Here is a 19,410-nt window from a genome sequence, read left to right as displayed (position 1 = left end):
GCGCCTCGTGACCTGTCACCACCCGCGTCGCCTCGGCCGGCAGACTCGTGCGGCTACGACCCGGGCTCAGCGCTCAGCTCGCCGCCGCCAACGCCCTCCACGGCTTTCTGGAACGCGATCGAGCTCGCGGAGCGGCGCATTCGATTCGCCGGCGCGCCTCGGAGGTACTGATCCGCAGCAGATCACTCAACAGCTCCGCCGTATCGCGGTAGCCGGTGTCGGCGGCGAGACCACGGCGCTCGGCCTCGGCGACCGCGGCGACCATGGCCGCACCCAGTCGCCGCCGGTGGCGCTCGGTTTCGACGAGAGTGCGCAGCAAGTCGACATCGGCCAGTTCCGACCATCCCCGCGCCGGCGCATGCGGTGCCAATGCAGTCGAATGTGTGTTCACCCCGCCGACCCTACCCCATGAATAGAACATATGTTCGACAAACCTCCGTCAGGATATGTCGTGTCCGGGCAGCCGCAGCGGCACTACCAGAACTCGCCGCCGAAGCCGTCGTGAACGGCGCCACGCTGCCCAGCCGTGCTCAGGCCCGCGCAACTCGCCCATCGAGTCGGGCACCGCGTATGGCCTGGCCTCGCTGTAACCGAACCTCGCACGACGCCGTAAGCCCGTCTCGTACCGGACTCACACCCCTGCGGCCCAGAGACATTCGCGGGTTCGTCGAGCGGCGCCGCCGCCGACCGGGGCGCGGGTGTACAGGCCCAGCGAGAGCGGATGTTCGGAATGGTCGCCGGGCCCGCCCGCGCTAATCGCGCGGGAGCAACCTGGAGTTCGGTAGCGGCGGAGCGGGCAGTGGCGACAGATTGCCGGGCGGGAACTCGCCGAACAGGGCAGGTTTGCCGGCATCCCTCGGGTCGGCAGGTTCGAAACCGAGTTCGGCCTGGTAGCGGCGGCGGAACTCGGCGATCTCGTCGTGATCGCGTCCGATGAAGTTCCACCACATCACGATCTGCTCCCGCAATGGGACGCCGCCCAGGAGGATGACGCGGGCTTCGGTGTCGCCCGCGGCGATGACCAACGTCTCGGATCCGGGCGGTATGTAGGCGAGCGATCGATGGTCGACGGCGGCCGAGTTCACCGTGACCGCGGCGTTCTCCGCGAGGACCGCGTGTTCGAAGTCGGCCCGCACGGTGAGCCGTGCCGAGGCGCCGGGCTCGAGTATCAGTTCGGCACCGAGCAGGTCAGGGGTTCGTGTGGCGACCGGGGAGACCGATCCGAGGAGGGATCCGATGAATACCCGCGCCGTGACACCGGGGAACGTCACCGGCTCAGGTGCGTAGTGTGCGAAGGCGTTGTCGCTGAAGCGGGTTTCGTCCGGCAGCGCGTACCAGAGCTGCACGCCGTGCAGAGTGCGCGTCCCGGGGTCGCTGAGCTCCTGATGGGTGATGCCACGGCCCGCGATCATCAGGTTGAGCTCCCCCGGCACGACCGAGGCCGCGTTGCCGCCGGAATCGAGATGCTCGACGCGCCCGGTGAACAGCCAGGACACCGTCGCGAGCCCCGTGTGCGGATGCCGCGGCATCTGCATGCCACCGGTTACCGAGACGTCATCGGGACCGTAGTGATCCAGAAAGCACCACGCCCCTACCAGCGACCGCTGCCGCTGCGGGAGGGTCCGGTACACGGTCATCTCCCGCACGCCGCCGAGGGGCACGAGGCGCGGCTCGAGGATCTCGGTCGCCGTGCACGGTTGCCCGGGATCCAGGACTTCCAGGTCGGGGCGGGTGTCGAGATTGGTCATCGAATGATCTTCCCTTCGTTATCGCGGGGGCGCACCGAATGCCGGCTGAGGATCGAGATCCGGTTGAACGCGTTGATCGTGACCGCCACCCACTCGGCCGCGACGAATGCCTCCTCACCGAGAACCGATCGGGCGCCTACGAGATCGGCTTCCGACTCGTCGGTGGTGGGGAGCGAGGTGGCGGCTTCGGCCACCGCGAGCACCGCCCGCTGCCGATCATCGAACAATCCGGTCTCCCGCCACACCGGCAGCAAGTCCAGCTGCTGCTGCGCTATCCCGGCCCGTCTCGCCGCGCGCGAATGCAGATCCACGCAGAACGCGCACCCGTTGATCTGCGATGCGCGCAACTTGATGAACTCGGACTCCTGGACCGAGAGTCCGCGCTGCAACGTCGCCTCTCGAATCGCCGACGAGAACGCTTCCGCGGCCTTCCACGCCTCGGGCATCACCTTGTCCAAGGACGGACGCATCGTGTCTCCATTTCCGCGGCGACAGCACACACCCGTCTTCCGCTCTCGAGTATGTCTATCTCGACGCCGGTGCCGGATCCGTGAACATCGGGGTTTCGGCGCCGTGCTCAGCATTCTCGTCGAGCGCCGTCCACGCTCTTCAGGGTCCACCGGGGCTGTTCTCATCCCCGGTGGTGAGGTAACCCATGATTTTCCTTTTCGGCTTGTTCGATATTTCTTACGACGGTGACTCGGCCACCCTCGCCGGGATCGGGATCGGGCACGATCGCTTCCGGGTCGACGAGGTAGACCTCGTGACCGTCCAGCGTGAGCCGGCGCACGACCTCCAACAGCATGCGCCGGCCCACATCGTCGATCGAATAGACCATCGTGAGGTCCAAAGCCACCTTGGCTTCTACGGGCGCGGTGTCCACTGCCTCGCGAACTATTCGCTCGGCTGCGGCAAAGCCGATCCCGCCCTGCAGTTGGAGGACTCGGATCGCGTCCGGTCCACGGCCGACGACGTGGTTGGATCGCACGACCGCGCGCGCCGCTGCCGGGACCTCCATCACATGCAGACCCATATCCGAGGAGAATCGTTCGAACAGCGCCACCCCGCGAACGCTGTTCCCATGACGGTCCAGTCGTGGTGAGAACGTGGCGATGCCGATCTGGCCGGGGAGCGCGCCGATCAGGCCCCCGGCCACCCCGCTTTTCGCCGGAATACCGACCTGGGTCGCCCAGTCACCGGCCGCGTCGTACATTCCGCAGGTGAACATGACGCTCAGCACTCGGCGCACCACCGGTTCGGGTATCACCCGCTCACCCGAGAGCGGATTGACCCCGCGGTTGGCCAATGTCGCGGCCATCACGGCCAGGTCTCGTGTGGTGACGAGCACGGAGCACTGGCGGGTGTAGCCGTCGACGACGGCCGTCGGATCCTCGGTGAGGATGTCGTAATTGCGGAGCATATGTGCGATGGCGAGGTTGCGGTGCGCGTGCTCCAGCTCCGACGCGCACACCGCCTCGTCTATCGTCAGCCGGCGACCGGCAAACGCCGACAGGCCGTGGACGACCCGCTCCACGCGCTCTGCCGGAGTCAGTTCCGCCGAGCCGGCCAGCGAATGCGCGGTGATCGCCCCGGCGTTGATCATGGGGTTGTAGGGGCGACCGGTATCGCTTTCGAGGGAGATCTGGTTGAACGCCTCTCCCGACGGCTCGACACCGACTTTGGCGAGCACCGGCGCGAACCCGCGATCGGCCAGTGCCATCGCGTAGGCGAACGGCTTGGAGATCGATTGGATCGTGAACTCGGTATCGATATCGCCGGCGCCGTAGACCGCGCCGTCGACGGTGGCGAAGACCGCGCCGAGGCGCTCGGGGTCCGCTGCCGCGAGTTCGGGGATATACCCCGCCCGCTCTCCGGAGATGTCCGGCTCCACATCGCCGAGTGCCTCGATCAGGTAGTCGGGAACAACCGACCGCATTCGTGGTCCTCCCTGCAGGCGTGTGACCTGCTGCGCTGTGACGTCAGCGCCGAGGTCGTCATGTGCCGTCCCGACGTCGGTAAACCGCGCACCGAATCACGGCGTCGATGTGTAAAGCTAGCGGATCTCATGCCCGCTCCGGGTAGCGCGCGTGACCAGGGCGATGTCGGTGGGTGCCGGCCGACGGAACTTACCTCCGGCCGCGACGAATTCATCGCCGTGCGTCCGCAGATGGCGAGCGAACAGCGGGCACACCGGCACAACGGTGAGGTTGTTGCGAATGCTGTCTGCCAGCGCCGCACGCACCAGCAGCCCGGCCAGTCCCCGTCCGCCGAATTCCTCATCTACTTCGGTGTGAAAAAAGATCCGCTCAGCGGCTGCTCCGGGCGGGTCGACGAAATCGGCCCTGCCGACGGGTGCTCCCTCGGCGAGGCTCACGGAATAGGAGCTGACCGGGTCGGCGATATCGAGTTCGATCGTCACGGATGCACCGGTGTTGTCGATCAATACCTCGGCCATCTGGGTCTCCTCTCGTAAGACGGCGTCGCGGCTCGGGCCATGGTGTGCACCGTTGCCGAGTCGTCGTGTGGGAACCGGGAACAGACCGGATCCGGTTCGGCCTCCGGCAGCGTTGCTGACTGTCGGCTCATGGGTGCCGGGCGGGAGAACCCCGGTGATCAGCGCGATCTTTCCCGGCCCCAGGATCCCGATCGTCGTGACGGGCGGTCACCGTGTCACCCCCACTGTGACGGTGGGCTGTTCGGCCAGAATCTCGCGGACCCGGGGGATGACCCGGGTGCCGTACAGCTCGACCGACCGTAACCGGGCGGTGGCGGAAACTGTGCCGGCGGCGGAGTAGATCATGTCGAACCGGCCCACATCCAGCGCCCGGATCGCCTGGGCGATCTTGGTCGCGACCGTATCCACCGAACCGACGTGGAGCGACCCGTGTGCCACCTCGGCATCGAATTCTTCCCGGCTCAGCGGTGACCAGCCGCGCAACGCACCGATGCGGTCGCGGATTTCCCGGTACCCGGGGTAGAACAGCTCTTTGGCCTCTTCGTCGGTGGCGGCGACAAACCCGGGCGAGTGCATCCCGACCGGCTGTGCGGTGGTGCCGAGTTGCTCGTGCGCCCGCCGGTACAGGTCGATATAGGAGGCGAACCGGCTGGGGTCGCCGCCGATGACGGCGAGCATGAGCCCGAACCCGTAGTAGGCGGTGCGGAGCACGGACTGGGGTGATCCGCCGACCCCCACCCAGGTGGCGAGTCGTCCCGATTCGGTCTTCGGGTACACGTCCGCATCGTGCAGGGCGGCGCGGGTAGTGCCCTCCCACGTGACCGGCGTCTCGTCCAGCAGCTTGTGGAACAGGTCGATCTTCTCCTCGAACAGCACCTCGTAGTCCTTCAGGTCGTACCCGAACAGCGGGAACGACTCGGTGAAGGACCCCCGTCCGAGGATCACCTCCGCCCGGCCGCCGGAAAGTGCGTCCACGGTGGCGAACCGTTGGAAGACCCGCACCGGATCGTCCGAGGACAGCACCGTCACGCCCGAGGCGAGCCGGATCCGCTTCGTGGCGGTCGCGATCCCGGCCAGGACCGTTTCCGGGCTGGAGATCGCGTAGTCCGGCCGGTGGTGCTCACCCAACGCGATCACGTCGATGCCGGCCTGATCGGCCAGCACCGCCTCGGTCACCACGGCGCGGATCGCCTGCGCATGCGAGACGATCTCACCGCGATCGTTGCGGGGCAGGTCGCCGAAGCTGTCGATACCGAACTCGAGCTGCGAAACGTCCATCGTGTGCAATTCCTCCGGTTCAGCGGCCGCCGACCCGACCGGCCGGCAACGTCTCGCGTGGCCTGAAAACGACCGTACGGCGGCCATCCAGCGGGCGTCCAAGACTTGTTCGGACGCCCATCGGTAGGATTTGCCTATCGATATCAGCCCCCGCCTGCTCCGCTACTTCATGGCCGTAGCCGAGGAACTCCACTTCGGTCGCGCGGCCACGCGTCTCTACATCGCCCAGCCGTCCCTGAGCCATCAGATCCGCAAACTCGAAGAGACCCTCGGAACCCCGCTCTTCACGCGTTCCAGCCGCCGGGTGCAGCTCACCGCCGCAGGCCGGACACTGGTCCGCGAGGCACCGAAAGCCCTGGCAGCACTGGAACAAGCCGTCCAACTCACCCGGCTGGCCGGGTCCGGGATCGCGACAACGATCCGGCTGGGCTACACCCCCGTTACCGGCTTCGACACGCTCACCACACTTCTGGACGCCCTCCGCGAAGACCACCCCGATCTCGTAGTTGACCCGCGAGAGTACTTCAGCGCCGAGATTCCCGAACGAGTCCGGGCCGGCGACCTGGACATCGGTCTCGCCCTCTCACCACAGCTCGTCGACGGGGTAGCCGGCGAGATCCTCCGCGAAGAGCCCGTTTCCGCACTCCTCAGCACTCGACACCGCCTCGCCGGCACACCGCGAATCCCGGTGACCGCCCTCCGCGACGAGACGCTGCTGCTCTTCCCGCGCCAGCTCGCGCCCGCCTACTACGACGGCATCGTCACCGCATTCCACGAAGCGGGCTTCACACCCGAGATCTGCGCGTTCGAAGAACCGCCGGTATACGCCATGCTCGCCCGGCTCGCCGGCGGACGCGAGGTCGGCTTGGCCCCCGCATCGTTCGCCGAACACGCCGCGAAGACCGGAACCGGCATCATCCTCCGCGATATCGTCGACCCGCCGATCCTGGCGGAACTCTCGGTGGTCTGGCCCGCGAACGATCCCTCGCCCGCCATTGCCAACGTCCTCACCACCGCCCGGCGATGCGCCGAACACAACAAGTGGCTACGCAACCCGATCACGGCGCCACCCCGGTAACGGGTGAACGGTCACTGCAGCAGGTCGCCGGCGCCGTCGGGGTGCAGGGTGTCCCGGCCGGGTCACGCGGCCAGGTGGTTGCGGTAGAAGGGGACGAGGCGGGCGATCGCTCGGTCGATATATTCGGGCACGTCGTACATTTCGTAGTGACCCGCACCTTCGACCACGTACAGGTCGACGGGGTTCGGTGCCATCTCCCAGAGCCGCATACCCGCTTCGTAGGAGCCGGTGTTGCCTTTGCGTCCGGCCAGGACGACCGCGAGCGGCTGCGTGAGCAACTCCGCCACGTGCGCGAACGCGTCGTAGCCGAGGGTGAGTGATTCGCTGCGTGCGAGGCGCCGGTTGGTCGAGTGCGGGCTGTGGCCGCGCGGGGTGCGGTAGTAGGTGATCGCCTGCGTGGTGTCGATATCGGTGATGCCGGCCGCCTGGGCGTCCGCGAGCGTGTCGGGTAGCCAGTTGACGCGGTTCAACTGGCCGGCGAGGACCTCCCTGGTGCGCGCCTCGGCCAGCTCGTCCAGCGCTGCGGCCGGGCCGTTCGGGGTGAAGCTCCGGAAGGCGGCGCCCATATCGGCGGCCACGACAGTGCCGACGGCTTTGATGCGGTGGTCGGTGCGGGCGGTGTGCACGGCGTAGCCGCCGCCCGCGCAGATCCCGAGAACGCCGATACGGGCCGGGTCGACGCCGGGGACCAGGGTGAGGGCGTCGATGGCATAGGAGATGTCCTCGCCGCGGCGGTACGGGTCTTCCAGGTCGCGTGGCTCGCCGCCGCTCTGTCCTTGGTAGGCGGGATCGAATACGAGCGCGACGAGGCCGTTGTCCGCGAGCCGGGCGGCGTAGTTCGCGCCGATCTGCTCTTTGACGCTGCTTCCGGGCGTGGCGAGCACGACGGCGGCGTGCGGTCGGGAGGCATCGAAGTCGCCGGGGAGATGGAGATCTGCCGCGAGATCGAAGGAGCCTCGCGGAATGGCGATGTGCTGCAGCGGCATGAGCCGGGAACCTTCCCCTATCCTGTACAGGAAGTAGACAGTTCACTGTCAAACTTAGTTCATTATCGAACTAGTTTAATACTGTACCACTTCGAGAGGGGCGGGCCATGCCGGCGGACGATGCGGCGCAACTGTGGAAGCTGAACCAGCGGCTCCTGACCGTGGTGATGAACTCCTGCGTTGACACCTTCGACGAACTGGGACTGGAGACAAAGGAATTCTTCGTCCTCGACGAGGTGGACAGCTGCCGATACCCCGCGGTCCTGGCGGCGAAGCTGATGCTCCCGAAGGCGAGCGTGACCATGTATCTGCGCAGCCTGGTCGGCAAGGGTTTCGTGCAGCGGGAAATCGACGAAGAGGACCTGCGCCGCCACCGCCTGGCGACCACCGAACGCGGCCGTCAGGTGCTCGACCGGGCACTCGACGCTCTCGGCGCGGGATTCTCCGCCATCATGGAGCCCCTCGATCAGCGCGACCGCGACGAGCTGCGCCGGATCCTGGTGACACTCCTCGAGCCGGCCGAAACATGATCCGCGACCGCGCCGCCACCCGTCGCCCTGTCCGACCAGGGCGACGCCATCGGCATTCGCGACGTCAGTGCGAGTAGTCCCGGAAGGTCATCACGCCACCGACCAGGAAAACCAGCACCGCGAGGATGTACACGGTGACGCGGAACCAAGTCGGCCCGTAGTAGCTGACCGCCATCGCCGCACCGAGCGCCACGAGAATCAACACCACCCCGTAGAAAGGTGTGCGCTGCTCTCTGTCAACCATTCCTCCAGTGTCCGCCCACGACGCCCCGGGTAGCAATGCCGCCGCACGGATCGTGTCCTGGACCTGGGGTACGCAAACGGCCCGGCTCTCGCATCGACGAGAGCCGGGCCGGCGTAGTCACTGCGGTCAGGCCGCGGACAGGCTCGACAGCATTGTTGCCAGCTGCTGCATCGCCTGCGCTTCGTTGGCCGAGGAGCCCGGCGCGGTGGGCAACTGCACCGCTTCGGCGGACGGTGCGGTCACATTCGTCGCCGGCTGCAGCGGCAGCCCGGTACCGGCACTGGCCTGCGCCGCACCGGCTACGGCGCCGATCGCGATCGCCGCGACGGCGATGCTGCCCGACAAAAGACGTGTCATCGTGGTATCTCCCAATGGTTCTTGCCGCGGTTGCGGAATATTCCCGACCCGTTCCCATCCAACCCGCTCGGCCGTTGCCGGGCAACCGACTTCAGCTCTCGGCGTAACACCGGCGCCCCCCGTGGAACGGCGCCCCGGCCGGTGAGCGCCCGCGCCGGTCGGGACTACGCGGCAACAGGTTCACCGCTGTGTGCGTTGACGCTGGGCGATGCTTGCGGGCGCCGGCTGGGCCCACCGGCCGCTCCGGGGAGCGGCCGCGCCGGTGGCGGGCTGCGGTGTGGCGGACGCCCGGTTCGCGGGGCGCGGCCGAGCACGCCGAGCGGTCGGCCGTTCACGACGGGTTTGACCGGCCTGGTTGTCGTTGCGGCGGGCTACAGCTGCCCGCGGCAGGATTCGCTGCTTGCCGGCTTCACCCGGCTGATCATCCAGGTCGGCCCGAACCGGGTGCGAGGCGTGACCGAGCGGCACGGCAAGTTCGAGCCGCTTCAGAACGTCCTCGACATCATGGGCCGCCTCCCGGCGGCGGGCCGGCGGTTCTCCGGTCCTGGACCGCTGCGAAACCTCGTTGCGGGTGCCGGCACCACTGACGATCGAACGGAACCGGTTACCCATACTGATGGCGATCACGGCCGTGACCACCGCGACCAGACCGCACGCGAATCCTTGATTCGTCAGAGCGGCGGTTGCCTGCTGAGTCGCGCCGGCTCCGGACTCCGGGCCGCCGCCGAGGAGAGTGGTCACGATATCGCCCAGAGCGGTCCGCAGTTCGTCGTGCTCTTCGGTCATCGCACGTATCTCCGGTGCCTTGTCGTGGAGATACAGCAGTGTGACCGGGACGAATACGGCGTTGGCCACGCTGGCGCCGATCATCAGCACCAGTCCGGCAGCGGACCTCCGGGACAGCCACACCCCGAAGACGACGGCCAACGCGGCGGCGCCGGACAGCACGCCCCACAGCCCGCTGAGGGAAACAACACCTTCGGTCAGGCGCTCGCCGACGGTGCGCAGTGCGGGAACCGAGCCGTCGATCCGGCCGAAAGCATCGGCGCGCACGTCACCGTGCGGGCCCGAGGCCGTTAGCCAGGGCTGGAATAGAAGGGCGAAAGTGAGCAGGCTCAGGGTCGCTACGGACCAGCATTTCCAATCGAATCGGAATTCGGAAGCCGGTCGCTCGACATTTCCGTCCCGGCCGTGGGGTGAATATTCCGACGTATTTCTGGTCTCGACCTCGAGGTCCACCGTTTCGCCTTACCGCGCGAATTGTCAGGGTGCGCATCGCATCCCGGATGAGCTCTTGTCGCTCATCGACATTCACCAGACTAGAACACCACTCTTGCAGGTCAAGTGGCATTCGGGCGATAAGAGAGCGGCGCCACAATACCTTTCGGTAACATAGCAACGGACCCGAGGTTGCCGGCTCTGCCACCACCGATCGAAACACCGTGCACTCGAACAGTTTTCACCCGGATACGAACTCCGAAATCCGCCGCGTGCCGAATAGAGCCTGTGACCGGACCCACGTCGAGTACTCGAATTCGTTTCCGTGAGCAGGCGCACTGCGGACAGGACGCGTCGGTATGCGGTGCGGTTCACCCGGCGGCGGCCCGATCGGCTGTCGGGCGGCGGCGCAGATCCGGGTGCTGAAGCTGCGGCGGGACATAGGCCACGTCGACCGGCCCGGTGTCGGTTCCCGGGGGCACGATTTCGTCGATACGATCGAGCAGGTCGGCGTCGAGGGCGACGCTTGTTCCCGCGAGCAGGGACATTGATCCCGGCATCGAGCGCCCGGTGGACGATGCGCACGCACTCGTCGTGGTCGGGATTACCGAATCGCCCGAACTTCATGGTCCCGAGGGCATAGGGACTGATTTGGATACCGGTGCGGCCGAGTGGGCGAGTGCGCATGGGGTAGCTCCTGTGGGGTCTTCGAAACGGTCGCCCGCCGGGGGCGCGGCCGCGCCCCCGGCGGAGTGAGGTGGGCGTCAGGCCCGGTCGTACTCGGCCGCGACATCGAGGACCCAGGTGATACCGAAGCGATCGGTCAGCATCCCGAAGGCGGGCGCCCACCGGGCCGGGCCGTATTCCTCGATGACCCTGGCGCCGTCGGCGAGGCGTTTCCACAGCGCGCCGACCTCGTCGACGGTCTCGCCGCGGACGGAGAGGAAGAACGGCTCCTCGGTGATGGTGGCGCCGTTCTCGCGGCGGGTGGTGGGCGTACCCGGGGCCTCCGGAGCGTCCGTGCCGGGCACGTCGTAGGCCATGACCCGGAAGCCGTTGTCGGCGACGACCTGGCCGAACGCCACATTGGGGGCGTCGGGAAGCTCGGCGGGCATCCCGAAATCTCCGTAGGTGACGACGGTGGCCTGCCCACCGAACACCGACTGATAGAACTCCAGGGCCGCACGCGCCCGACCGTGGAAGTTCAGGTGGGCAACAGCGTTTACCGACATCGTGATCCGTCCTTCGGAGGTGGTTTCGCCGCCGGTGATCTCCGGCGCCGAAAGCCACCCTGTCACCGGTACAGGACAGGGAACGTCCGCTACTTCTGGCAGTCTGACGGCATGCCGACCGCCTCATCGACGGGGACCTCCCGCCGCCTGCTTTCGCTGCTTTCGCTGCTGCAGGTCCGCCGTGACTGGCCGGGCGGGCTGCTCGCCCAGCGGCTGGGTGTCAGTGAACGCACGGTGCGCCGTGACATCGATCGACTGCGCGAACTCGGCTACCCCGTCGCGGCGGCCAAGGGGCCCGACGGTGGTTACCGGCTCGGAGCAGGCAGCGAACTACCGCCGCTGCTGTTCGATGACGAGCAGGCGGTCGCGCTGACCGTGGCGTTGCGCAATGCCGCCGGGACGGGCGCCGGTATCGAAGAGGCGGCCGCGCGTGCCCTGGCGACCGTCCGCCAGGTCCTGCCGTCCCGGCTGCGGCAGCGCGTCGACACCTTCGAGATCACCGCGATCGGCCCGGGCGGGCGCGATACGCAGGCCGATACCCAGGTCCTGCTCGCGCTGAGCGCCGCCATCCGATCCCGGGAGGAAGTGCGGTTCGACTATCGGTCGCCGGCGCAGCCGGCAGATACCGGCGCGGCACCGCCTCGCCGGATACAGCCCCACCACCTCGTTGCCCGGAGTGGCCGCTGGTACCTCATCGGATGGGCACCCGACCGTGCGGACTGGCGGGTCTACCGCGCCGACCGGATGACCCTCCGGGTCCCCAACGGCCCCCGCTTCACACCCCGGCAGCCGCCGGGTGACGATATCGCCGCATTCCTCGCCGCCCGGTTCAAAGGCTCCGGCAGTGCGAACACCTGGCCGTGCCGCGGTGAGGTGATCCTCGACCTCCCCATCACCCGGGTGGCGCCGTTCGCCGGCGACGATGTCGCCGAGGAACTGAGTCCGACGCGGACGAGGCTGCACACCGGTTCCTGGTCCTGGGCCGCACTCGCCGCCGAACTGGCGCGCTTCGACGCCGAGATAGAGGTCGTCGGCCCGCAGCAACTCCGGGACGCTTTCGCCGATCTCGCCCGTCGTGCGGGACGCGCAGCAGACCGGGCACAGCGCTCGCCGAGGCGGTCCCGTACCTGACGCTTCGCGCGCGGCGGCAGCGGTACGCTGCGGATCATGGCAGCCGAATCGAGCCGGCCGGCCGGTCGTTTCCTGCGGCCGGCACTGTGGGTGGGAGCCGGGCTCGTCATCGCCACGCTCGGTGCCCGCACCCGGCCGTTCGATTGGGCAGCAACGGCTTTGATCGCCGGCATCGCCGGTGTCCTGCTCGTGCAGGCGGTCCGCGGGCCGGCCGAACCGATCTCGGTGGGTCCACGCTTGCGTAACGGCTTGCTGCTGTGGTCGTCCCTGCTACTGGCGGTTACGGTCTGGGAGCTGTTCGCCCTGTCGCGGCAAGAGTCCTGGGACGTACCGGATCCGTCCCACCCCACCTTGTCCACGCTGCTGGACCCGGCGCTCGACCAGGGCCCGGGCCGCTGGGCGGGCTGGTTGATATGGACGGCCATCGGGTGGCGGGTGCTGCGATGACCGACCGGACACTCGTTCTCCTCGGGTTCGCGGCCCTCGCGCTCGCGGCGGTACTGGCCGAGCTCACGGCCCGCCGCCATCCACAACGGTTCACAACTCTCGGTGAAACCCTTGATCTGCTGCGGCGATCCCGCATGGCGCGAGTACTCACCGTCCTGGTGTGGGCCTGGCTGGGCTGGCATTTCCTGGCCCGATGACCGTGCGCCGCGACCCCGCTCGAGGCGCTGGTCAGCGCTCGATCCGGTCCGCGACCCGGTGGTAGCGTTTTTGTATGAACGGTGCTCGGTCGCCGGGCCGGGCCGGTAGGTACGGGTGAACCGATGTCGCCGGAACCGGCGCGGCCATGACGGTCACGGTCCTGCTGGGCGGTGACGTCATGCTCGGCCGTGGCGTCGATCAGTTGCTGCCACGATCCGGGCACCCGCGATTACAGGAGCCATGCGTCCGGGATGCCCGGCGCTACGTCGAACTGGCCGAGCAGGCCAACGGGCCGATTCCACGACCCTACGGTTTCGCCCGCCCCTGGGGCGAGGTGCTCCCCATCCTCGATGAACTCGCACCCGGCGTGCGCCTGGTCAACCTGGAAACCGCCATCACCGCGGACGGCAGTTTCGCAGACGGCAAAGGGGTCCACTATCGGATGCACCCCGGCAATCTCCCGGCGCTGGCCGCAGTCCGTCCCGACGCCTGCGCTCTGAGCAACAACCATTCTCTCGATTTCGGTATCGGCGGACTGGACGACACTCTCGACGCGCTGTCCGGTGCGAATATCCGCGCCGTCGGTGCGGGCGCGAACCTCGCTGCCGCACAGCAACCGGCGACAGTACCGGCCCCGGATGGGCACCGGGTACTGATCGCGTCGATATCGACCCTGTCCAGCGGCGTTCCCGCAGGCTGGGCCGCGGGCAGCGATCGCCCGGGAATCTGGCTGATCCATCACCCCTCCGCCCACCACGCGGATGAGGTGGCCGACCTGTTCTCGCACTGGTCCCGCAGCGGTGACGTCACCATCGTGTCGGTCCACTGGGGACCCAACTGGGGGTACGGCACCGGCCTGAGCGAGCGGCAGTTCGCCCACCGGCTGATCGACGCCGGTATCGATATCGTGCACGGCCATTCCGCGCACCACCCCCGCCCGATCGAAATCTACCGCGGCAGACCCATCCTGTACGGCTGCGGCGATGTCGTCGACGACTACGAGGGTATCGGCGGCCACGAGTCCTACCGGCCGGAGCTGCGGCTGCTGTACCTCGTCACCCTCGATCCCGGCGGACCCGCCGCCGTGCGCATGCTGCCGTTGCGTATCCGGCACATACAACTCGATCGGGCCGGGCCTGCCGATACCCAATGGCTACGAAGCATGCTCGGCGAGATCAGCCGCCGATTCGGCACGCGGATCTCCATCGGTCCCGACGGCCTGCTGACCGCCCATCGGTAACGCCCGGGCACCGGCCCGCAGTCTCACTACCTCGGTCGCGAATATCCTGGGCCTGCCGGAGGTGCGGTCAGGCCGCGATCGGGGTGTAGGTGCGGGCGTCGCTGACGAACTCGGGGCTGCCGTAGTCCGCCAGCCGGCGCTCGACGAGCCTGGTCAGATAGCGGTCGACGGCCGGTTCGAGAATCGGGATACGGCTTGCGCCGGTCGCGAGCAGCAGCCGTCCGAGGATGAACGGGGCGGTCACGGCGATCCGCGCGTAATCGGCCGGGCCGAGCGTGACCCCCATTCCCCGGGCGACCCGCCGGCTGCCGCGGCAGAACGCTATGACGAAGCCCGCCCTGCTGTAGCTCCGCTCGACCGCGTCGGCGATTCGGTCGAACCGGGTGTCGCGCGGCCGGAGGTAGGCCGCCATCGTCGACCGGATCAGCTCGCCGCAGGTGGCATCGTCGAAGCCGGCCCGCAGGAGGGCGCCGCGGGCATGGAATACGTCGATGATCGCCTGGGGCGTGGTCGGCAGTAATTCCTCGGGTAGCCCGAGCAGGAAGCATCGGTAACGACTGAATTCCACCTGGGCGCGCTCCCCCTCGGTGAATTCGGTGCGGCCCTGTCCGCGGACGCGGAGCGCGAGGAGATAGAGGTCGATCATGCCGGCCGGCATCTGATCGACCTGCGGTACCGGCACACCGTAGATATCGGGATCCCACCGGTCGGACCGCTTCAGTGCGTTGTAGCGGACCATCGAATGCATCAGCCGCACCATGGCCGCCGCCTCGAACCCCGGACCGTGCCGATCGAGCGCTCCGGGCAGCGTGGTGACCGCGAAGAAAGAGGCCGTTTCGTTGACGCGGCGGGCCGCGCGCCGGCCGGACAGCGCTCCGGTCAGTGCCATCGGCAGCGCGGCATAGGTATTGGTGAAGGTGGCGATGAACGCGCCGCGGGTCACGAAGGGCGCCAGCAGGGCGGCGGGGATGCGCGCTTCCCGGGCGCCGCGCCGGACGAGATCCGCATCGAGCCAGTCGGGTGCGTCCTCCATCGCGGAGATGAACGCCACCAGCTCCGGTGGCGTGTCGGGCACCGCTTCCAGGCCTTCCCGGCAGGCTCGGCGAACCATGGTGACCAGGCTGGTCACGCTGTGCTCGGCGGAGAGGGCCGCGAACGGGTCGGCGACGATATCGCCGAGCATGGTCGCCGTCGACATCAGTTCGACGATGCGGTCGTCGGCCAGGATCGCCGTCCGGTCGGCGGCCCAGCTCGGCAGGGACGACGGATCGTCCGGTCCGGTCGCGAGACGGTACGGCTGCTTGTCGAGGTCGAGGTCACCGTAGAGGCCGGGCTGTAGCTCGCGCTGACTGCGCACACGCTGCGCAAGCCCCGGATAGTACGTAGGCATCGCGCCCTCCAAATAACTAACAGTGTGTGAGTTAATACTCACGGACTGTTAGTTAAGCTGTCAAGTATGGATTCGCAACGCCGGCGACGGATGCCCGCGGAAGCACGGCGCGGGCAGATCCTCGATGTCGCGCACGCGATCATCGACGCCGAGGGCTTTCATGCCGCCACACCGCACCGCATCGCCGACTCGGCCGGTGTCAATCGCTCACTCCTGTATCAGCAGTTCGGCGATCTGTCCGGCCTCTTCGTCGCATTGATCGACCGCGAAGCGGAACGCGCGGCCGCCCAGTTCGCCGATGCCGTTTCCGCGGGCGGCGACGATAATCCGGAGCGCAACCCCGTCCTGCGCGCGTTCGACAGCCTGCTGCACGCGGTCGACGCGCGCCCGGCGACTTGGCGGCTGTTCCTGTTCCCGCCGCAGGGCGCGCCACCGGCGCTCTACGAACGCCTCGGCCGGTCCGAGGCCGTGGTCCGCGAGTTCTTCATCCAGCAGCTACTCCGGGTCAACCCCGAACTGGAGGACCCGGAATACACCGCGCGGGTTCTCCACGCGTCCGGCCGCGAACTGCTGCAACTACGACTCAGCGATCCCGAGGACGCCTCGCACGAACGCCTGCGCGCCCTGGTACGACGACTCAACACCGAACTCCTGCAAAGGATTCGGTAGATCCGTCAGGATACACCTGTCCACTTGCCCGAATCCGGCGCGAGCGCCCGGCGCCGCCCCCGGAATCACGGCGCAAGGCTGGAAGTCGTATACGAGTTGGCTCGCCACCGACCGGTCCGTGCTGAAAGGCGCGAACAAGATGATCGACGCGGCCCTGCGCGATCCATTCGCGGGTATCGGCAAACCGGAACCGCTACGGCACCAGCTCGCCGGGCACTGGTCGCGAAGAATCACCCAGGAACACCGATTGATCTGCTTGGTCACAGACACCGAAATCGTTGTGGTACAGGTCGGTTCACACTGCGAAAGCTGAATACCCGGCCCGGGAGGACCCGGCGGCCGAGCCCTGGGAATTCTCCCGGGCTCGGCCGGACCGGCGTCACCGGCGCGGTAGCAGCAGGGCGGGTATCACGGCGAGGGCCATCAGGATCGGTGCGATCAGGTAGGCGTCCCGGAAGGCCTCCGCCAGGGCGGGTGCCAGGGCGGCGTGCTCGGCGGGGCCGAGACCGTGCAGCGCCTGCAGACCGCCGGAGATCGGCAGCAGGACGGACAGCACCACCGCGACGACGGCGGTCCCGACCGCCATGGCCGTGGTACTGATCAGATTCACCGTGGTGCTGCCGCCCGCTTGCTGCTCGGGCGTCAGTGCGCGGGTCGCGGTGGTGATGGCGGGCATCATGGTGCCGCCACCGCCGGCGCCCATCAGCAGCATCGCCGCGCACAGGCCCCAGTACGAGGCGTCGGTGTCCAACTGGGCGCGGAAGAGCAGGAAACCCACGATTCCGACCGTGATCGAGACGGGCAGGTAGCGGCCCGGCGGGAACCGGTCGATGAGCCGGCCCGCAACCTGCATCGTTATTCCGGAGGCCAGCGCGAACGGGATCCCGAGCGCCCCGGCCACCAGCGCGGATTCACCACGCACCACCTGGAAGTACAGCGGCTGCAGCAGCATCGCGCCGAAATAGCCGGCCGCGAACAGGCCGAGCAGGGCGGATGCCGCCCCGACCTCGCGGCGACGGAGAATCCGCAGGTCCAACAGCGGCTGCGGGACGGTGAAGCCGCGGTGCACGAACACCGCGACCAGAACCGCACCGAGCAGCAGCGGCAGCACGACCTGACCGAACGGCAGTCCACCGTGTTCGCCCGCCGCGGTGACTCCATAGATCAGCAGCGCCAGGCCGGGCGACATCAACGCCAGCCCGACCGTGTCGATACGCCGCCGTGGTTGTGATTCGTCGGCCGGGAAGACCCGGACGGCAAGGAGCAGCACCACGACAGCGACGGGAACGTTCACGAAGAACATCCAGCGCCAGGACATCTCGTCGATCAGATAGCCGCCGAGGACCGGGCCCGCGAGCGGGCCGACGAGGATCGCCAGCCCCATGGTGCTCATGGCGCGACCCAGCCGCTCCGGGCTCGCCGCGCGCAGCAGGACGGTCATCCCCACCGGCATGAGCAGTCCGCCGCCGAAACCCTGGAGCACCCGGAAGGCGATCAGCGACTCGATGTTCCAGGCCGCACCGGCCAGCAGCGAACCGATCGAGAAAATCGTCACGGCCGCCAGGTACAGGCGTTTCGCCCCGAACCGGCCCATTGCCCACGCGGCGACGGGGACCACCCCGGCGACCGCGAGCGCGTATCCGGTCGACACCCACTGGATAGTGGCCAGCGGCGCCGCGAACTCGGCGGAGAGCCGGTTGATCGCGACATTCACGATGGTCTGGTCGAGGGTGGCCATGATCGAGCCGACCACCAGGACGAGGGCGACCGTCATCGGGTTACGGGTGGCCGGCTCCGGCCGGGCACCGGATTCGGGCGCCGTCACACTCTGTCGCATGGTGACTCTCACTGCCCGTAGGGGCGGGCGGCGCGCGCCGCGCGGAGCGCCTCGCCCCACCAGACCAATTGATCCAACAGGGTTTTCGCGGCCGTCTCCGCCTCCGCGCCGCCCAGCGCATCCGGTTGCCCCCACGGATTGTGGAAGCTGACGGTGTCGCGCACGGTGACCGCGTGGAGTTCGGCGAAAACGCCCCGCAGATGTTCGACCGCCCGCAGACCCCCCGATATCCCGCCGTAGCTGACGAAACCGATGGGTTTCGCCTGCCACTCGCGGCCATGGACATCGATCAGGTTCTTCAGTGCCGCCGGATAGCTGTGGTTGTACTCGGGCGTGACGACCACGAAAACGTCCGCTTCGGCCAGCGCGGCCCGGGTGCCGGCGGCTCCGGGTGCCGGTGCACCGAAGGTATGTGGCAGATCCAGTTCGCCCACGTCGACGACGCTGACCGTCAGGTCTTTTCGCGTATTCGCCTGCTTCAGGAACCATTCGGCCACGGTCGGCGCGAAGCGGCCCTGCCTGCTGCTGCCGATCACCACGGCCAGCCGCAACGGTGGTGCGATGGTGGGGGTGCCGGTCGATATCGTCGTCATGGGTCTCACTCCCTGGTGCGTTCGGCGTCCCCGATCGGCCGCCCGCACATCACCTTGCTTCCTCAACTAATGTTGAGGTCAAGATTTACGATGGAGAAGTTTCGCACCGTGGCACCGACGACCCGGCGGCCCGGCGGGGCAACGGCAGCCGCGGAAATCCGATAGCCCTTGTTGTCGGCTGTTCTGTACCGTTCACGCAGGAGCTGCCGAAAGAGGAAAGCTGATGGAGAAGATCCCTACCCTTTTCGTCCGGGATTGGGACGGCAATCCGAAGTACGTGAGGCGAGAAAAGAACCCTGAGTGCCTCTGGGTTTTCGCCGGTGAAGGCGTCGCTACCCGAAAGTTCGATGGAACCTGTGTCCGCTATGACGGCGACCGCTGGTGGGCCCGACGCGAGATCAAACCGGGCAAAGCTCAGCCGCCCGGCTTCATTGCTCTGACCACCGACGGGGAGACCGGCAAGACCATGGGTTGGGAACCGGCCGAGCAGTCCAGCTTCGCCAAATTTCTTGTCGAGGCACTCGACAACGAAGGATCCTGGGAACCTGGCACTTACGAGCTGGTCGGTCCGCGCGTCAACGGCAACCCTGAGCACCAGCAGTGCCACGTCCTTGTCCCGCACGGCCGGGAGATCCTCGGACCGGATGTGCCGCGTGACTTCGACGGGCTCGCCGCCTGGCTGCACGCCCACCCGTGGGAGGGCATCGTGTGGCACAACTCCGATGGCCGCATGGCCAAGCTGAAAGCCCGCGATTTCCCACGTTGACATCGATATTTGC

At 67.8% G+C, this 19,410-nt stretch carries 24 protein-coding genes and 1 pseudogene; 9 read left to right on the top strand and 16 right to left on the bottom strand.

Translation table 11 applies throughout. The features are described from left to right. Nucleotides 1–73: 73 nt before the first annotated feature. From ACIA75_RS06810 to ACIA75_RS06785, 6 genes are all read right to left on the bottom strand, one after another. Nucleotides 74–391, bottom strand: coding sequence for a DUF222 domain-containing protein (locus ACIA75_RS06810; RefSeq protein WP_397100651.1), 318 nt, complete (start codon nucleotides 389–391; stop codon nucleotides 74–76). Between the two features lie 361 nt (nucleotides 392–752). Continuing rightward, nucleotides 753–1,748, bottom strand: a complete 996-nt coding sequence (locus ACIA75_RS06805) for a pirin family protein (protein ID WP_397100649.1) — start codon at nucleotides 1,746–1,748, stop codon at nucleotides 753–755. After that, a complete protein-coding gene (locus ACIA75_RS06800; RefSeq protein WP_397100647.1) occupies nucleotides 1,745–2,218 on the bottom strand; it encodes a carboxymuconolactone decarboxylase family protein in 474 nt (157 codons plus the stop codon). The genes ACIA75_RS06805 and ACIA75_RS06800 overlap by 4 nt, the downstream gene beginning before the upstream one ends. Before the next feature lie 161 nt (nucleotides 2,219–2,379). After that, nucleotides 2,380–3,684 (bottom strand): glutaminase, encoded by a 1,305-nt coding sequence (locus ACIA75_RS06795; protein ID WP_397100645.1) that lies wholly within the window; start codon nucleotides 3,682–3,684, stop codon nucleotides 2,380–2,382. A gap of 117 nt (nucleotides 3,685–3,801) precedes the next feature. Further along, nucleotides 3,802–4,203, bottom strand: a complete 402-nt coding sequence (locus tag ACIA75_RS06790; protein WP_397100643.1) for a GNAT family N-acetyltransferase — start codon at nucleotides 4,201–4,203, stop codon at nucleotides 3,802–3,804. Nucleotides 4,204–4,410: 207 nt separating this feature from the next. Then, nucleotides 4,411–5,481, bottom strand: a complete 1,071-nt coding sequence (locus tag ACIA75_RS06785; protein WP_397100641.1) for an LLM class flavin-dependent oxidoreductase — start codon at nucleotides 5,479–5,481, stop codon at nucleotides 4,411–4,413. Nucleotides 5,482–5,611: 130 nt separating this feature from the next. On the opposite strand from ACIA75_RS06785, the gene ACIA75_RS06780 reads away from it, so the two are divergent. Then, a complete protein-coding gene (locus tag ACIA75_RS06780) occupies nucleotides 5,612–6,559 on the top strand; it encodes a LysR family transcriptional regulator (protein WP_397100639.1) in 948 nt (315 codons plus the stop codon). Nucleotides 6,560–6,621: 62 nt separating this feature from the next. Here ACIA75_RS06780 and ACIA75_RS06775 read toward each other — a convergent pair whose 3' ends face one another. Beyond that, entirely contained in the window at nucleotides 6,622–7,545 is a 924-nt protein-coding gene (locus ACIA75_RS06775) for an alpha/beta hydrolase (protein WP_397100637.1), read from the bottom strand. 107 nt (nucleotides 7,546–7,652) lie between these two features. On the opposite strand from ACIA75_RS06775, the gene ACIA75_RS06770 reads away from it, so the two are divergent. Next, complete coding sequence (locus ACIA75_RS06770; RefSeq protein WP_397100635.1) at nucleotides 7,653–8,075, top strand: MarR family winged helix-turn-helix transcriptional regulator; 423 nt, start codon at nucleotides 7,653–7,655, stop codon at nucleotides 8,073–8,075. 64 nt (nucleotides 8,076–8,139) lie between these two features. Here the strand turns inward: ACIA75_RS06770 and ACIA75_RS06765 are convergent, their stop codons facing one another. The 6 genes and pseudogenes from ACIA75_RS06765 to ACIA75_RS06740 form a co-directional block, all read right to left on the bottom strand. Further along, nucleotides 8,140–8,319: a hypothetical protein gene (locus tag ACIA75_RS06765; RefSeq protein WP_397100633.1), complete on the bottom strand. Its 180-nt coding sequence runs from the start codon at nucleotides 8,317–8,319 to the stop codon at nucleotides 8,140–8,142. A gap of 126 nt (nucleotides 8,320–8,445) precedes the next feature. Beyond that, nucleotides 8,446–8,676: a hypothetical protein gene (locus ACIA75_RS06760; protein WP_397100631.1), complete on the bottom strand. Its 231-nt coding sequence runs from the start codon at nucleotides 8,674–8,676 to the stop codon at nucleotides 8,446–8,448. 180 nt (nucleotides 8,677–8,856) lie between these two features. Beyond that, nucleotides 8,857–9,729, bottom strand: coding sequence for a hypothetical protein (locus tag ACIA75_RS06755; RefSeq protein ID WP_397100629.1), 873 nt, complete (start codon nucleotides 9,727–9,729; stop codon nucleotides 8,857–8,859). 536 nt (nucleotides 9,730–10,265) lie between these two features. Further along, a complete protein-coding gene (locus ACIA75_RS06750) occupies nucleotides 10,266–10,454 on the bottom strand; it encodes a hypothetical protein (RefSeq protein ID WP_397101024.1) in 189 nt (62 codons plus the stop codon). Further along, a pseudogene (locus ACIA75_RS06745) lies at nucleotides 10,438–10,581 on the bottom strand (aldo/keto reductase); the annotation flags it as partial. The gene ACIA75_RS06750 and the pseudogene ACIA75_RS06745, both read right to left, overlap by 17 nt. Nucleotides 10,582–10,658: 77 nt before the next feature. After that, nucleotides 10,659–11,126, bottom strand: coding sequence for a VOC family protein (locus ACIA75_RS06740; protein ID WP_397101015.1), 468 nt, complete (start codon nucleotides 11,124–11,126; stop codon nucleotides 10,659–10,661). Nucleotides 11,127–11,237: 111 nt separating this feature from the next. On the opposite strand from ACIA75_RS06740, the gene ACIA75_RS06735 reads away from it, so the two are divergent. The 4 genes from ACIA75_RS06735 (at nucleotide 11,238) to ACIA75_RS06720 (ending at nucleotide 14,142) form a co-directional block, all read left to right on the top strand. Beyond that, nucleotides 11,238–12,257, top strand: a complete 1,020-nt coding sequence (locus ACIA75_RS06735; RefSeq protein WP_397100627.1) for a helix-turn-helix transcriptional regulator — start codon at nucleotides 11,238–11,240, stop codon at nucleotides 12,255–12,257. A gap of 36 nt (nucleotides 12,258–12,293) precedes the next feature. Continuing rightward, nucleotides 12,294–12,704 (top strand): hypothetical protein, encoded by a 411-nt coding sequence (locus ACIA75_RS06730; RefSeq protein ID WP_397100625.1) that lies wholly within the window; start codon nucleotides 12,294–12,296, stop codon nucleotides 12,702–12,704. After that, entirely contained in the window at nucleotides 12,701–12,901 is a 201-nt protein-coding gene (locus ACIA75_RS06725) for a DUF6186 family protein (protein ID WP_397100623.1), read from the top strand. The genes ACIA75_RS06730 and ACIA75_RS06725 overlap by 4 nt, the downstream gene beginning before the upstream one ends. 146 nt (nucleotides 12,902–13,047) lie before the next feature. Further along, nucleotides 13,048–14,142: a CapA family protein gene (locus tag ACIA75_RS06720; RefSeq protein WP_397100621.1), complete on the top strand. Its 1,095-nt coding sequence runs from the start codon at nucleotides 13,048–13,050 to the stop codon at nucleotides 14,140–14,142. 67 nt (nucleotides 14,143–14,209) lie between these two features. Here ACIA75_RS06720 and ACIA75_RS06715 read toward each other — a convergent pair whose 3' ends face one another. Further along, nucleotides 14,210–15,532 carry a DUF2236 domain-containing protein gene (locus ACIA75_RS06715; RefSeq protein ID WP_397100619.1) on the bottom strand — a complete coding sequence of 441 codons (1,323 nt, stop codon included), beginning with the start codon at nucleotides 15,530–15,532 and terminating at the stop codon, nucleotides 14,210–14,212. 90 nt (nucleotides 15,533–15,622) lie between these two features. Between ACIA75_RS06715 and ACIA75_RS06710 the strand changes: the two genes are divergently transcribed. Both ACIA75_RS06710 and ACIA75_RS06705 read left to right on the top strand, forming a co-directional pair. Beyond that, nucleotides 15,623–16,201, top strand: a complete 579-nt coding sequence (locus ACIA75_RS06710; RefSeq protein WP_397101013.1) for a TetR/AcrR family transcriptional regulator — start codon at nucleotides 15,623–15,625, stop codon at nucleotides 16,199–16,201. Then, the gene (locus tag ACIA75_RS06705) at nucleotides 16,122–16,514 is read left to right on the top strand and encodes a Txe/YoeB family addiction module toxin (protein WP_397101011.1); all 393 of its coding nucleotides are present in this window, start codon (nucleotides 16,122–16,124) and stop codon (nucleotides 16,512–16,514) included. Before ACIA75_RS06710 ends, ACIA75_RS06705 begins: the two co-directional genes overlap by 80 nt. A 66-nt stretch (nucleotides 16,515–16,580) precedes the next feature. On the opposite strand, the gene ACIA75_RS06700 is transcribed toward ACIA75_RS06705, so the two are convergent. Further along, a complete protein-coding gene (locus tag ACIA75_RS06700; protein ID WP_397100617.1) occupies nucleotides 16,581–18,038 on the bottom strand; it encodes a DHA2 family efflux MFS transporter permease subunit in 1,458 nt (485 codons plus the stop codon). An 8-nt stretch (nucleotides 18,039–18,046) separates the two neighbouring features. Then, the gene (locus ACIA75_RS06695) at nucleotides 18,047–18,631 is read right to left on the bottom strand and encodes an NADPH-dependent FMN reductase (RefSeq protein WP_397100614.1); all 585 of its coding nucleotides are present in this window, start codon (nucleotides 18,629–18,631) and stop codon (nucleotides 18,047–18,049) included. 223 nt (nucleotides 18,632–18,854) lie between these two features. On the opposite strand from ACIA75_RS06695, the gene ACIA75_RS06690 reads away from it, so the two are divergent. Then, nucleotides 18,855–19,397, top strand: a complete 543-nt coding sequence (locus ACIA75_RS06690) for a DUF5565 family protein (RefSeq protein ID WP_397100612.1) — start codon at nucleotides 18,855–18,857, stop codon at nucleotides 19,395–19,397. Nucleotides 19,398–19,410 lie beyond the last annotated feature (13 nt).

The sequence above is a fragment of the Nocardia sp. NPDC051750 genome (assembly GCF_044453135.1).
Lineage (GTDB): Bacteria > Actinomycetota > Actinomycetes > Mycobacteriales > Mycobacteriaceae > Nocardia.
This window is presented reverse-complemented; position numbering and strand designations above follow the sequence as displayed.

Excerpts from the sequence above, each read along its gene's own strand:
- ACIA75_RS06805 (WP_397100649.1), bottom strand. The coding sequence starts at position 1,748 with ATGACCAATCTCGACACCCGCCCCGACCTGGAAGTCCTGGATCCCGGG.
- ACIA75_RS06800 (WP_397100647.1), bottom strand. The coding sequence starts at position 2,218 with ATGCGTCCGTCCTTGGACAAGGTGATGCCCGAGGCGTGGAAGGCCGCG.
- ACIA75_RS06795 (WP_397100645.1), bottom strand. The coding sequence starts at position 3,684 with ATGCGGTCGGTTGTTCCCGACTACCTGATCGAGGCACTCGGCGATGTG.
- ACIA75_RS06790 (WP_397100643.1), bottom strand. The coding sequence starts at position 4,203 with ATGGCCGAGGTATTGATCGACAACACCGGTGCATCCGTGACGATCGAA.
- ACIA75_RS06785 (WP_397100641.1), bottom strand. The coding sequence starts at position 5,481 with ATGGACGTTTCGCAGCTCGAGTTCGGTATCGACAGCTTCGGCGACCTG.
- ACIA75_RS06775 (WP_397100637.1), bottom strand. The coding sequence starts at position 7,545 with ATGCCGCTGCAGCACATCGCCATTCCGCGAGGCTCCTTCGATCTCGCG.
- ACIA75_RS06770 (WP_397100635.1), top strand. The coding sequence starts at position 7,653 with ATGCCGGCGGACGATGCGGCGCAACTGTGGAAGCTGAACCAGCGGCTC.
- ACIA75_RS06765 (WP_397100633.1), bottom strand. The coding sequence starts at position 8,319 with ATGGTTGACAGAGAGCAGCGCACACCTTTCTACGGGGTGGTGTTGATT.
- ACIA75_RS06760 (WP_397100631.1), bottom strand. The coding sequence starts at position 8,676 with ATGACACGTCTTTTGTCGGGCAGCATCGCCGTCGCGGCGATCGCGATC.
- ACIA75_RS06750 (WP_397101024.1), bottom strand. The coding sequence starts at position 10,454 with ATGCCGGGATCAATGTCCCTGCTCGCGGGAACAAGCGTCGCCCTCGAC.
- ACIA75_RS06740 (WP_397101015.1), bottom strand. The coding sequence starts at position 11,126 with ATGTCGGTAAACGCTGTTGCCCACCTGAACTTCCACGGTCGGGCGCGT.
- ACIA75_RS06735 (WP_397100627.1), top strand. The coding sequence starts at position 11,238 with ATGCCGACCGCCTCATCGACGGGGACCTCCCGCCGCCTGCTTTCGCTG.
- ACIA75_RS06730 (WP_397100625.1), top strand. The coding sequence starts at position 12,294 with ATGGCAGCCGAATCGAGCCGGCCGGCCGGTCGTTTCCTGCGGCCGGCA.
- ACIA75_RS06725 (WP_397100623.1), top strand. The coding sequence starts at position 12,701 with ATGACCGACCGGACACTCGTTCTCCTCGGGTTCGCGGCCCTCGCGCTC.
- ACIA75_RS06720 (WP_397100621.1), top strand. The coding sequence starts at position 13,048 with ATGACGGTCACGGTCCTGCTGGGCGGTGACGTCATGCTCGGCCGTGGC.
- ACIA75_RS06715 (WP_397100619.1), bottom strand. The coding sequence starts at position 15,532 with ATGCCTACGTACTATCCGGGGCTTGCGCAGCGTGTGCGCAGTCAGCGC.
- ACIA75_RS06710 (WP_397101013.1), top strand. The coding sequence starts at position 15,623 with ATGCCCGCGGAAGCACGGCGCGGGCAGATCCTCGATGTCGCGCACGCG.
- ACIA75_RS06700 (WP_397100617.1), bottom strand. The coding sequence starts at position 18,038 with ATGCGACAGAGTGTGACGGCGCCCGAATCCGGTGCCCGGCCGGAGCCG.
- ACIA75_RS06695 (WP_397100614.1), bottom strand. The coding sequence starts at position 18,631 with ATGACGACGATATCGACCGGCACCCCCACCATCGCACCACCGTTGCGG.
- ACIA75_RS06690 (WP_397100612.1), top strand. The coding sequence starts at position 18,855 with ATGGAGAAGATCCCTACCCTTTTCGTCCGGGATTGGGACGGCAATCCG.